This window comes from Deltaproteobacteria bacterium (assembly GCA_016219225.1).
GTDB lineage: Bacteria > Desulfobacterota > RBG-13-43-22 > RBG-13-43-22 > RBG-13-43-22 > RBG-13-43-22.
The window spans coordinates 1-13182 of record JACRBX010000234.1 but is presented as its reverse complement, the minus strand read 5'-3'; the positions used below and the strand labels follow the sequence as shown (position 1 = coordinate 13182).

Here is a 13182-nt window from a genome sequence, read left to right as displayed (position 1 = left end):
CAGGCCAAAGATAAGGCCCTGGACCAGTTCAAACGCCATTATGCCCAAAAACTCCTGGATCGCCATAAAGGCGATTTGTCCCAGGCGGCAAAGGAGGCCGGGTGGAGCGAGGAGGAAATGCAGGCCTTGGTGGGAGAATCGGGATAGTCTTGCTGTGGAATAGCCATTACATTTTAAACCCTCATGCTCCGGAGGCGCCACGAAAAATGAAAATGCCTGTGATTTTTCTCAATTTTCCTTACTTGAATCTTGCATCTTGAAACTTGAAACCTAAATTTATGAACTTTTCCATCCTCCAACTATTCAAAAAGAGGGAGAAGGAGCCCACTCTGAAAGAGAGGTTCCAGGCCTTTCAATCCCTTCTTAAGGCCAACAACGGGGCCTTGGAGATCATGGGAGATATGGAAGAAAAGCATTCCAGCGGGGAATATCTCTTCGACCGCCAATATATCCGGGCCAGCTACAGCGGGATACGGGACAGGGTCTTTGAAATGGTCGAGGGCCTGAATCAAATGGTTCCCCATCGTTTCCAGGGACTCTATGATGTTTTTGAGCGGGTAAATCAAACCGTTCAGCAAAAGGTTTACGGCCGGAAAGAAATCCCGGTTTCCCCTTTTACCCTTTCTCTGGACGAGATTAACCGGGACATGATGGAACAGGTAGGCGGGAAAAATGCCAATCTCGGAGAAATCCGAAACCGGGTCGGGCTCCCTGTTCCGGAAGGATTTGCCATCACTTCTTATGCCTACAAGATTTTTATTGAAGAAAACCAGTTGGAAATGAATATCAGAAAACAATTGGACGCTTTAGGCAGCAGCGACCTGGAGGCCATTGCCTTAGCCGGTAAAAAAATCCAGCAGTCCATTCTCATGGCTAAAATTCCTCTTCCCCTGGAAAAGGCAATACTGACTTCTTACGAGCAGCTCATGGCCAAGGCGGGGCCGGAGATCCCGATCTCGATTCGGAGCAGTGCGGTCGGGGAAGACAGCGAGGTTACTTTTGCCGGCCAATACGCCACGGCTTTGAATGTTTATCGCGATCAGCTCCTTCAGACCTATAAGGAAATCGTGGCCAGTAAATTTACCCCCCGGGCCATCTTTTACTGGAAGGATAAGGGATTTAACGAAGAAGACATTGCCATGAGTGTGGGCTGTTTGGCCATGATTTCAGCCAGGACCAGCGGGATCATGTATACCCAGGATCCAAACAACCTTTCTCAAAACACGGTCATTATCAGCGCCGTTTGGGGATTGGGCCAGTATGCCGTAAGCGGTCAGGTCAGTCCTAATGTTTATGTCATGTCCAGGGAAGACGGCCGTATTTTAGAAAAAAGGATCCCCAGACAAGAGGTGATGCTGGTCTGCCATCCAATGTCCGGTATTATGGAAACAGCCGTCCCCGAAGAAAACCAGGTCAAACCCTGTCTTAATGACGAGGTCCTTCAAAAATTATTTGAATACGGTCTTAGGTTAGAAAACCATTATCAGAAACCCCAGGATATCGAATGGGCCATTGATGGGGATGGAAACCTTTTCATCCTCCAGACCCGACCCCTTAGGATTTCCTCAACCAACAATAGACTGGAGGAAGTTCCCCTTCCGGAGATATCTCCTGACCGGCTCCTGATTGAGGGGGGGGTGGTGGCTTCTCCGGGGATCGGGGCCGGACCGGTATTCCTGGTCAAGCAGGACAAGGACCTGATAAATTTTCCCGAAGGAGGGGTGCTGGTCGTCAAGCATACGGCCCCCAAGTATGTGACGGTCATGAACCGGGCCGCCGCCATAATTACCGATATCGGCAATGTCACCGGTCATATGGCTTCCCTGGCCAGAGAATTTCAAGTCCCGACTATTGTCGATACCCGTGAGGCCACCAAGCTTTTGAAAGCCGGCCAACTGGTGACCGTTGATGCCGTCCGCAATAAGATTTATCAGGGGATTATTGAGGAGATCATCGAAAAAGAAAAGAAAAAAGAGGAAAGCAGTCTCAAACAGACGGCGATTCTGAAAAAATTAGAAGAAGTCCTTTCGGCGATTGTCCCTTTAAACTTGGTAGATCCCCGGGATGACTCTTTTAATCCCGAACATTGCCGGACTTTTCATGATCTGACCCGGTATATCCACGAAGTTTCGATCCAGGAGATGTTTCGATTCAATGAAGTGGAAAAATCGTCCAAACAGGAACAGGCCAAACGGTTGGTATCGGACCTCCCGATTAATCTATATCTCATTGATCTGGATGGCGGATTGGTTCCTTCCCATAAGCCCCAAAAGAATGTCCGGCCCGAAGACATCACCTCCATACCCCTGAAGGCCCTCTGGCGGGGCTTGACCCATCCCGGGGTCAATTGGACCGGGATGGTGGAAGTCGATCTGAAAGGGTTCGCTTCGGTCATGTTAAATACCCTGTCGGACTCGGCCCGTTATGGCCAGACTATGGGGGACAGGAGTTATGCCCTGATCTCCAAATATTATATGAATTTCAGTTCCAGACTGGCCTATCATTTCAGCACGGTCGACACCTATTGCTCGGAAATCAAAAATAATAATTATCTGACCTTCCAATTCATGGGCGGAGGTTCCAGTATGGAACGAAGGGCCCGGAGGGCCCGGTTTATCAGCGGGGTGTTGAAAAATCTGGATTTTGAAGTGGAGCTGAAAGGGGACTGGCTCCTGGCCAAGTTAATGAAATATGAGAGTCTGGTTACGGAAGAGAAGCTGGATTACCTCGGTCGTCTGATGTGCTGTGCCCGGCAATTGGATATGGTCATGTACAGCGACGGCGTGGTGGAATGGTATATCCGGGCTTTTTTAGAGGGCAATTACGGCTTTAAAAAAGTCTGAAAACCATTGCTGGTTGCTCGTTTCTCGTAAAAGACGGTTGTTAAACCAGCAACGAGTAACGAGTAACGAGCAACCAGCAATGAAATATTCCGTGCTCCGCAATCCTCATCATCTGCATTTTACGGTTCGTGCTCAATCCCAATTCCGCACTCCGAAATCCGCAATCCGAACTGGACTTAGTGTCCTCCCCCTTTTTTAAAGATGAGTCCCACCAGGATTCCGGCCCCGATGGCGATAAGCGCCGCCATAATCCCATAGACCACGGCATTGGAAGCGGCTTGACGGGTAAGCCATTCGGCCAGGCCCGTTTGTTTAACCTGGAATTTTTCCTGGGCCAGAAGTTCGGCCTTTCCCTCTTTAACGGCATAACAATAAACCCGATATTCGCCAAGAGGGGCATCAGCCGCATGTTTAACCTGGGCGGTAAATTGATTCCCCGACAGACGCACCGCATCTTCCTTAACCTGATAGAGCCCCCCCTCTTCTAAAATCTTGATCAGTCCGGCCATATATTCTTTTTTTAAGCCGGCGGCCTCGTCTGCCTTGGGAGGGGTTTTATAATGGATTTCTGCCTGCTTATAGATTTCCTGGTAGTCCGGGGAAAGGCCTAAGGCCTTTTGCTGATCCGGTGGCAGGAGCCCTGAAATTTTGCCGGAACTGAGTAAGGCGTACATACCGGAGAGTTTTTTTACTTCAGCGTGGCTGATCGGCAGCCAGACAAATCCCAGTCCTTTTCCGGATTTATTTAAATTAAAATCCTTGGTCGGGGAAATGATTTTGAGGATAATTTGGGCACCTTCCGGGGCCGAGCCGCTGATCGTCAGGTCGTGAAACCGTTTGGAAAAGAGGGTCCTTTCCAAACCGGCCGGCTGAAAGGTCAAGGTCCCGGCCTGAGCGAAATGGCCGGTGACAAGAAGTATTATTAAACCAAGACCGATTAAGGCCGGCACCTTAAGTCCCCAGAGGTAGACACCACTGAATATTAAATTGGATTTTTCCGAACCTTGAACCTTGAACCTTGAACCTTGAACCTTAACCGGAACCTGGCTTCTCTTTAAATTCCGCAATCCGCAATCCGCAATCCGCAATTTCTTTTCCATCAGTGGCCACCTCCCCCCCTGGCCAGGCTGATGAGATTGTCCGGCGTTACCAGCAAATCGACCAGCATCTTGACCATAACGATTAAGACAATAACCGCCAAGAGGATACGCAACTGCTCTCCCCGTAAATGCTTGCTGACCCTGGCCCCTATTTGGGCCCCGATGGTGGAACCGATAAAGAGCAGGATCACCAGAACCAGATCCACCGTATGGTTGCGGATGGCTTGTTGCACCGTGACATTGATACAGGTCAGCACAATCTGAAACAAATCGGTGCCGATGGCCACAATGGTCGGCATCCCCAGGATATAGATCATGGCCGGCACCATAATGAATCCCCCACCGACGCCCATTATGGCCGCTAAAATTCCTACTAATGTCCCTAAAACAAAAGGGAAAATAGCCGAGGTGGTCATGCGGGATTTTTCAAACCGCATCTGCAAAGGGAGTTTGGCCGCCATTTTCCGGACCGCCGATTCCCTCGGTTCATGGGGATGGGCCTCTTCTCCTCCCTGGGCCTTGCTTCGTTTCAAGGCATTGAGACTTTCAAAAAACATAAAGGACCCGATGGTACCGAGCATGATGACATATATCAGTTTAATGACAAAGTACACATTCCCCATGACCCTCAGGACCTTGATAATCTGGACCCCGATGGAACCACCGACAATGCCTCCTAAAAGGATGATGATGCCCATTTTCAGATCCACATTACCCATTCGACTATGGGCATAGGCACCGGAAGAGGCGGCGGCGACAATTTGGTTGGAATCGCTGGCAGCGGCAACGGTAGGGGGAATGCCGGAAAAGATCAAAAGGGGCGTCAGCAAAAACCCTCCGCCCACCCCGAACAATCCGGATAAAAACCCCACCAAGCCACCCAAACCTATGAGCAGAAAGATATTGATGCTCATACTGGCTATGGGCAAGTAAATATCCATGCTCTTCTCCTTTCTGGATAGTTTTTTATACTAAATGGATTAGCTGAACGCTCTATTAAGGGCGGTTTGTAACAGAATGAAACAACAAAGTCAAGCCATAATCGCCTAAATTTTAACAATCCGATACATTTAAACCAAAAAAGTTTCAATTAATAAAATATAACAAATTTAATCCATTATAATGTGGTGATCCAGAATACTTTCTGGTTTGTAACATACAGGAGACACTGTTCCTATGGGCATGGTACAGGGTACAGGGTTTAAGGTTCAAGGTTTTTACACTTGCAACCTGAAACTTGTAACTTGCTCTTCAACTGACCCCAGATCCCTGGAAGTTATTTTCGAACTAAGCCTTCATGCCCGCATGAAGCGGGCGCCGACAAAACATGAAAATGGGTTTTTCCGGACCCTGAACCCTGAACCTTGAACCGTATTTTCATATTAAGGAAGGCAGGTTGGATTCTTCAAATAGTTTTGAAGATAACTCCGGAGCCGGAATGGTCGTGACAGGCAAAATAATGGTAAAGGTCGTCCCCACACCGGTTTTGCTGGAAACGCGAATCTGCCCTCCATGACGGGCCACAATTCCTTGAGATACGGATAGTCCCAGTCCCGTGCCCTTCCCTTGAGTTTTGGTAGTAAAAAAAGGGTCAAAAATATTGGGCAGGATATGTTCGGGAATCCCCGGCCCATTATCGGTGATCTTGGCAGCTAAAAAATTAGGGTCTTCGTTGGCTACGGAAATCTGGATCCGCCCGCCTTTGGGGATGATGTCGAGGGCGTTTAAGAGGATGTTTAAAAATACCTGGCTTAATTGCTGGTGATCCCCATGAATCCGGGGAAGATTCGGTAAGATACTGACATCCAGGTGGGCACCGGAAAGCTTGATTTGATTTCCGGCCAGGCGGACCGTCTCCTGGATCAGTTGTCCCAGTTCCAGGGGTTCTATTTTGGATTCCCCTTCCCGGGCAAAATCAAGCAGGTTTCGAATGATGCTTTGGGATCGATCGGCCTGACTGATCAGATCTTCGATCATCTCCAGTCGTTCTCCATCCGACAATTCATTATAATCTTCCTTGAGGACGTGAGCGGTCAGGGTAATATTATTGATGGGATTATTCAACTCGTGGGCAATACCGGCCGTCAAAGTCCCTACGGCCCGGAGTTTGTGCGATAGGATCAAAACGTCATGGCGGCGGTCCAGTTCTTCCAGCATACGATTCATGGCCAAAGTAAGATCGGAAAATTCATCCCGGTAGGGTCTGGTGGGGATTACCGGGGTAAAATCGCCTTTGGCTATGCGATGGGTATATCCCAGTAATTGGGTTAAAGGTCCCAGGATCTGTCTGGAGAGGAGATGGGCCAGGTAGATCATCAGGACGAAGAGAAATCCTAAAAAAATGAGGGGAACCCGCCTGGCCCAACCCAGCATTTGTTCCACTGATTGACGTTCCTTCTGGAGAATCGTAAAGGCCAAAGAGATCATCTCCGCCCCGTGGAGGCGGAGATCGGCTTCCAACTTTCTACGCTGGGGAGCAATAGCCTCCGATTTGGTTTCGACCAGCATCTGAATATTTTCCAAAAGGGACTTATACGTTTCAGTGTGGACGACCATCGTTTGGAAAGGCTCCTTTCCCACGACCCCCTGGAGCTTAAGGGTGTTGGTCTGGAGCAAAGTCAAAGCGGTCTGGACATGGCTTTGGGCCTCAGCCAGATTAGTTCCATAGAGGAAAAAATTTTTTTCAAATCTTCGGGCCTGCTGGATTTCAAAGGTAAAATTATCGGCCACATCCAAAAAATGTAATTTCTCCTCCAACCGGAAGATAAAATACAGGGAGGCCAGGGTGATCCCCAAGGCCATAAGAAAACAGATCAGGAACCCGGTGGTGATGCGGGTCCGGATACTCAGACTGGGTTTTTCGGCGACGATCTTCTCGTCCTGGGTGGGAAGTGGGGCACTTCCTGAAGGGTGCGATTCCGGCATGGGCGGCGGCCTTATTTAAGAAAGCATTTTTAAATAATGGCTATGAAAAGACGAATATAGAATATCGAATAACGAATTTCGAATCATGAAGTTATGATGGGCCGGTAAAAAGTCTAAATCCGGCCTTTTCCGTTATTCCGGCGAAACCGGAATCCAGTAGAACTATATCTTCATGAATATGGGTTGTCAAGTCCAACAGATAGGTATATAAGAAACCTTAATTATCGATTAAAAAAGTTTGAAAAAACGTCGATAACCTCTCCGTCATTCCGGTGAAAACCGGAATCCAGGTTCTTTTCGTCTCAGCATAACGTCTGGATTCCGGTGCCTGCCCCGGACCTGATCCGGGGTTCACCGGAATGACGTGTGCTAAAGTCAAGTTTTTCATAGGGCTAAATTGTTACAAAAATTCTTTTCTGCGGAATGAGAATCTAAAGATGGACCCCTTACGCCTGGCAGTTATCGATGACGAGCCTACGGTCTGCCAAAGGCTCAAACAAATATTCCGGAAAGGCCCTTATGAGGTTGAGACCTTTGGGGAAGGGCGGCCGGCCCTGGCCAGGATGGCCCAAAAACCCTTTCAACTCATTCTTTCCGATATCCGTCTTCCGGATCTGAACGGGCTGGAAATCCTGAACCGTATTAAAAAAGATTATCCGTCCACCGAAGTCATCCTCATAACCGGTTATGCCACCCTGGATCAGGCCGTGGAGGCGGTAAAAAAAGGGGCTTTTTACTATCTGGCCAAGCCCTTTACCCCCGAGCAGGTCAGGGCCGTTGTCAAACGGGCTATGGAACATTTGAAATTATCTTCTGAAAATAAACGGCTCCGGGAGGAAGTCTTTCAAAAGATTCAATATGATGGGATTGTGGGCATCAGTTCCAGGATTAAAGACCTTTTGCAGGCCATCGGCAAAGTCTCTCAAATTGATTGTAATGTCCTGATCCAGGGGGAAAGCGGGACCGGTAAAGAGCTGGTGGCCCAGGCCATCCATTTCAACAGTTCAAGACTTTCAGCTCCCTTTGTGGTTTTTAATTGCGGCGGCTTCACAGAAGAGTTGATTGCCAATGAGCTCTTCGGCCATGAAAAAGGGGCCTTCACCGGGGCCGATTCCACCAAGATCGGGCTCATGGAGGCGGCCCAGGGGGGAACCCTTTTCATGGATGAAATCGGAGAGATGCCCCCTACCATGCAGGTCAAGCTCCTTCGGGTGATTCAGGAAAAAAAATTACGCCGTCTGGGGAGCACCAAACCCATCGATCTGGATATCCGCATCATCAGCGCCACCAACCGGGAACTGGAAAAGGAGGTGGAACAGGGCCGCTTTCGCCAGGACCTTTTTTACCGTTTAAAGGTGGTGCTTTTAAAAGTCCCTCCCTTGAGGGAACGTAAGGAGGATATCCCCTTATTACTGAATCATTTCCTGTTAAAATTCAATCAGGCCTACAAAAAGAAAGTCCAGGGTTTTTCCAGGGAGACCCTGGAAACCTTGATGAACTATTCCTTCCCTGGAAATGTTCGGGAATTGGAAAATATCGTAGCCAGCGCCGTGGCCTTATCCGAAGGCACCCTGATCACCCCGGCCGACCTGCCTGAGGATTTACGGCAATTCGAGGTGGAAACCTATGGAGCCTCAACGTGGCCTTCCTGGGAGGAGAATGAGAAGGAATACATCCAGAAAATCCTTGAGGCCACCCGGCACAACAAAATCGAAGCCGCCCGGATTCTCAAGATGTCCCGAACTACCTTATGGCGAAAAATCCTGCGTTACGGTCTGGATAAAACGTAACGATTTCAGTTTTTTAAAAAAATTCTGCATGACCCGTTAAAAAGACTTGACATTGAAACCTTCAGGGATTATATTCGATACATGTTGAAATATCGAAATGATAATTTAGAGAAAATGGCCGGCATGTTTAAGGCTTTGTCACACCCCAACCGTCTGCGGATCTTTCTGCGTCTCATCTCCTGCTGCGTTCCGGGGACGGTTCACCGCATCGATGGGGAAGAAAGTACCTATGTTGGGGACCTGGGCAGGAACTTGGGGATCGTGCCCTCCACGGTGTCCCACCATATCAAGGAACTCCGTCGAGCAGGCCTCATTCGGATGGAACGGCGCGGGCAGAAGATCGAGTGCTGGGTGGACCCTGAAGTGATCAAGGAACTGGCAGGATTTTTTTCCGTATAGCCGCACCATTTTTTTTAAACTTATATTTCGATATTTGTAGAAATATCAAAATAGGAGGTACGAATCATGGAAAGACACCATGAAGAAGAGTCCATTCGGGAAGCAGTTAGAGAGAGGTATGGAAACATAGCCAAGGGCGGGGATCCGGAAGCCAATACGGTAGTCCCCCTGTCCTGCTGCAGCAAATCCGCGAAGCCCATAAATGGGCTTTCAAGGTTTATGGGCTACACGGAAGAACAACTGGCCGCCGTTCCGGAAGGGGCCAACATGGGTCTCAGTTGCGGCAACCCGGTGGGAATAGCCGGTCTGCGGCCGGGAGAGACGGTTTTGGATTTGGGAGCGGGCGGCGGGTTCGACAGTTTCCAGGTGGCGGGGCAGGTAGGAGAGGGGGGACGGGTTATTGGCGTCGACATGACCCCCGAGATGGTGAGCAAGGCACGCAAAAACCTTTTAAAAGGCCATTTCCCGAATGTGGAGTTCCGGCTGGGTGAGATCGAGCATTTGCCGGTTGGGGATGGGGCCGTGGATGTCATCCTGTCCAACTGTGTCGTCAATCTTTCCCCTGACAAGGCCCAGGTCTTCCGTGAGGCCTACCGGGTCCTCAAACCCGGAGGCAGGCTTTCCATCGCTGACATCGTATCCACTTCTCCTATGCCCGAAAGCCTTCGGAACGACTTGGCCCTTGTGACCGGATGCATCGCCGGGGCGGCTACCACAGAGGAACTTGAAGGAATCCTGGGACGGGCCGGGTTTGTGGATATACGGGTTGCCCTGAAAGAAGAAAGCCGCGAACTGATCCGCCAATGGGCCCCGGAGAGGGACGTCGACCATTACATCGTCTCGGCCATCATCCAGGCAACCAAACCGTTTGACAGGGCTCGACCGGACCAGGGGGACAAGCCGTCAGGAGGTCTAAGCGGGGCGAAATTGAAAGGAAACGGACAATTGGACACCAAGGCGATTAAAAAGCAGGTCTATAAAAATCTCGAATCCGGGCTCCACTGCGCCGAGGCCCTCTCAAAAACAGTCCTGGAAGCGGTTTCCCCTGAACCCCACCCGGATGTGATCAAGGCCTCATCCGGATTCGGGGGCGGCATTGCCGGAACCACGGAGGACCTCTGCGGCGGGTTTACCGGTGGGGTGCTCGCATTGGGTGCGCTGCTCGGCCGTGACAGGGGGCTTGAAGACCTTAAAGATTGCGGGCTCCTGGTCAAAGAACTCAGAAAACGATTCTTGAAGGAATTCGGAAGTGTCCAATGCGGGGCCATCCTGAAGGGGTTCAATGAGGCCCAAAAGCCTTTCATGTGCGCCAAGGTCACGGCCAAAGGCGCGGAGATCGTAGCGGATCTGCTCAACGAGTACCAAAAGGAAAGGGCAAAAGATTTGTCAACGCTTTGTTGCGGTCCGAAAGAAAAGATGGCCTTAGGGGCCTGCCCATTCGGCGCAACCTGTTAAGGCCTAAGCGGTGACTTTTCGTGCGGCTTTTATAAAACAAACCCCTCGCGAAGAACACAAAGGGCACAATACGGGACCATGGCTATCTTTCTTCATACTCCTTCAGGTCCTTTGTGTTCTTCGAAGTAAACACCATCAGATAGCTATCTTGTTTGCCAATTTTTTTTTAATGAAGGTTGACTTGAAAAGTCTTGTCAGGCATTAATCACAAATCAAGGTTTGACCCCAAAGATGTTCCATTTTGAAACCTATTCAAATTCAGCGCCCTTATTTAGATAACTTTTTAATATAACTTTATTTTTAATTAAATAACGATTTTTATTCCTTTCCCTATCGTTCTATTTTGAATCATTAATTTCCGGCCTTTTTTCCCGTCCCAGTCTCTCTTTTTATAACTATTTGATTTTCAATCATATTAAATAATGGCACACTATTTGTATTCCATGTTGGACGAGGTCCGGTTATGCATAAAATATTAGTCCCCATGGAGAATTTTTCCACACTTTCCTTATCGGCGGCCTATTTTGCCATCGAATTCGCGAAAAGGAATCCCACCAAAATTCTATTTTTAATTTTTTCGCCTGCTCCGGAGGGCGACGAAACCGCGCCGACCAAAAAGGTTGAACCCTGGCCCAAGCCCTTTGATATCCTGGTTCAGCAGGCCAGGGGGGAAAAGGTCAACCTGGAACTGTTCTCTTCCAATGAAGCCTATCTGGAAACGGTTGGTCATTTTACCAGGGAACATAATATTTCAGAGATCATCATTGCGGTCCCACCGGTTCCGAACCCGCAATATCAAAAATTAATCCACCGGATCGAGTCCTTACGAAACAGTGTGGAAAGTCAAATCATCATCGTCAGGCCCAAGGAGGATAGGAGTATGGCAACCGAACGGAAGATTAAAAAGGAAGGAATATAACCATGGCCATCATTATTATTTCAAGTACCTCGGCGAGCTTAAGGAAAGAAGTTTCCGAAGACCTGGCCCGGAAACTGGGCTATCCCTGCCTGAGTCGTGAAGAGTTGACGGATCAGGGCACGGTAGCGGGGATCCCCATAGGAAAACTGGAGATGTCGATCATTAAAAGCCCGGCCCAAACCGAACGCCTGGCCCGCCTGAAAGAACGCTATTTAGCCTTTATTACCGCTGGAATTTGTGAAAAGGCCGGGGAGGGGAACCTGGTCTATCACGGCAGGGGAGGGCATTTTCTGATGCCCAATGTTTCCCATATCTTTCGGATCCGCCTGGTCTCCAACAAGGAATATCGCATTCAAACGATCATGAAGCAGATGCGGTTGGATCGGCCCAAGACCGAAAAATTCATTCAGCAGGTGGACCAGGATATTGAAACCTGGGTCCATCTGATTCACGGGCAGGACATCAATGATCCCAGACAGTATGACCTGATTCTCAATCTGGAGCACATGAGCCTGGCCAACACCAGTGCGGCCCTCTGTTCCCTGGCCGAACTCCCTGATTTTCGCCCGACCCCGGCCTCCCTGAAAAGTATGGACCATTATTGTCTGGCAGCCCGGACCAGGCTGAAACTGGCCCTGGATGCCCGGACGTCCGAGGCCGACCTGACCGTTTCGGCCAATGAGGGGGTGGTCACCGTCACTTATATGCCCCGGCAGGCCCAGGTGGCCAACCATATCCCGGAGGTCCTGGCCGAGGTTCCGGGGGTCAAGGAAGTGCTGGCGACCATGGCCGAAACCAATATCCTCTGGATACAGGAGGCCTATAACCCCCAATCCGAAACGTTTACCCAGATCAATCAGGTGGCCCAGCGCTGGGGTGCGGCCATTGAATTATTACGTTTCCTCCCTTCGGAGGAAGCGGCTGCCGAAACCGCCGAAGAAGGGGCAATCCCATCTGGTTTGGCCGCCAGGGAAGAACCTGAATACACCGGAGGCATTGAAGAGGATACCCCCGAGAAGCCCAGGATCGAGGACGGGGGTTTGAGCAACGCCTTGGAAGAATTGATCCGGCAGGGCAGATCCGGAGGCAGCCATTTCATTCAGGGCAACTTCCAGACCTTATCGTCGGCCATCAGCCGAAATGTTAATTACAGTCTGGTAGTTATCGGAGATCTCTTCCTCGGCAAATCCAAAGCGGCCCGGATTCGCCTGCTTCGGGACTTGAAGGTCTATCTGGGCGGGCGGATCCGTGTTCCGGTGATCTCCTCGGACGAATTGCAGGAGAAATATTTCCTGGGAGGAAAAGAGATTATTAAATCCCTGATTTTTTTGATCCTGGTGGCCATGAGTTTTTGGGGTGTCTTTACCCATGAGGAAGCGATCATAAACCTCCTTCAGGAATATAAAGGGTGGAAATTATTCTCCGTCATAGCCGTCGGTCTTTTTGCACCGGTCTTTGCCTATCTCTACGGGACCATTGCCCATATTTTCCTGAAAATAATCAAGTTCGATTAGTGTGCTGTGAGATCTTTGACCATAAAAATTTTGTCCGACAGGATTAACAGGATTTACATTTTCTTTATTCTCATTGCAACTTGATAGTATAGGAAATTCCTTTTTTGACAATGGTCAGGCTATAGACGGTTAAGGGGGGGGAGAATAATATTTTATTTATGGAATCATATGGTTATAATACGGTCCCGGGATGGGATTATTTTATCAATGGGGAGACCGGGAGAAGTTTAAAGAGAT

Annotated in this window: 10 protein-coding genes; 7 read left to right on the top strand and 3 right to left on the bottom strand. The window is 49.4% G+C overall.

Translation table 11 applies throughout. The features are described 5' to 3' along the window. Together HY879_19640 and HY879_19635 are read left to right on the top strand one after the other, a co-directional pair. Nucleotides 1–147, top strand: a 147-nt coding sequence (locus HY879_19640) for a hypothetical protein (GenBank protein MBI5605550.1), incomplete at its 5' end; no start/stop codon positions are given. Between the two features lie 131 nt (nt 148–278). Continuing rightward, nucleotides 279–2843 (top strand): phosphoenolpyruvate synthase, encoded by a 2565-nt coding sequence (locus HY879_19635; GenBank protein ID MBI5605549.1) that lies wholly within the window; start codon nt 279–281, stop codon nt 2841–2843. A gap of 176 nt (nt 2844–3019) precedes the next feature. Here HY879_19635 and HY879_19630 read toward each other — a convergent pair whose 3' ends face one another. From HY879_19630 to HY879_19620, 3 genes are all read right to left on the bottom strand, one after another. Continuing rightward, the gene (locus HY879_19630; protein MBI5605548.1) at nt 3020–3943 is read right to left on the bottom strand and encodes a TIGR02186 family protein; all 924 of its coding nucleotides are present in this window, start codon (nt 3941–3943) and stop codon (nt 3020–3022) included. Then, nucleotides 3943–4884 (bottom strand): sulfite exporter TauE/SafE family protein, encoded by a 942-nt coding sequence (locus tag HY879_19625; protein MBI5605547.1) that lies wholly within the window; start codon nt 4882–4884, stop codon nt 3943–3945. The genes HY879_19630 and HY879_19625 overlap by 1 nt, the downstream gene beginning before the upstream one ends. A 436-nt stretch (nt 4885–5320) precedes the next feature. After that, a complete protein-coding gene (locus HY879_19620) occupies nt 5321–6868 on the bottom strand; it encodes a HAMP domain-containing protein (protein MBI5605546.1) in 1548 nt (515 codons plus the stop codon). 437 nt (nt 6869–7305) lie between these two features. Between HY879_19620 and HY879_19615 the strand changes: the two genes are divergently transcribed. The 5 genes from HY879_19615 to HY879_19595 all read left to right on the top strand — a co-directional run bounded on the left by HY879_19615 (nt 7306) and on the right by HY879_19595 (nt 12945). After that, nucleotides 7306–8658, top strand: a complete 1353-nt coding sequence (locus HY879_19615) for a sigma-54-dependent Fis family transcriptional regulator (GenBank protein ID MBI5605545.1) — start codon at nt 7306–7308, stop codon at nt 8656–8658. Nucleotides 8659–8739: 81 nt separating this feature from the next. Further along, nucleotides 8740–9057: a helix-turn-helix transcriptional regulator gene (locus HY879_19610; GenBank protein ID MBI5605544.1), complete on the top strand. Its 318-nt coding sequence runs from the start codon at nt 8740–8742 to the stop codon at nt 9055–9057. A gap of 66 nt (nt 9058–9123) precedes the next feature. Beyond that, nucleotides 9124–10512 carry an arsenite methyltransferase gene (gene arsM / locus HY879_19605; protein MBI5605543.1) on the top strand — a complete coding sequence of 463 codons (1389 nt, stop codon included), beginning with the start codon at nt 9124–9126 and terminating at the stop codon, nt 10510–10512. 463 nt (nt 10513–10975) lie between these two features. After that, nucleotides 10976–11431 (top strand): hypothetical protein, encoded by a 456-nt coding sequence (locus HY879_19600; protein ID MBI5605542.1) that lies wholly within the window; start codon nt 10976–10978, stop codon nt 11429–11431. A gap of 2 nt (nt 11432–11433) precedes the next feature. Next, complete coding sequence (locus tag HY879_19595; GenBank protein ID MBI5605541.1) at nt 11434–12945, top strand: cytidylate kinase-like family protein; 1512 nt, start codon at nt 11434–11436, stop codon at nt 12943–12945. Nucleotides 12946–13182 lie beyond the last annotated feature (237 nt).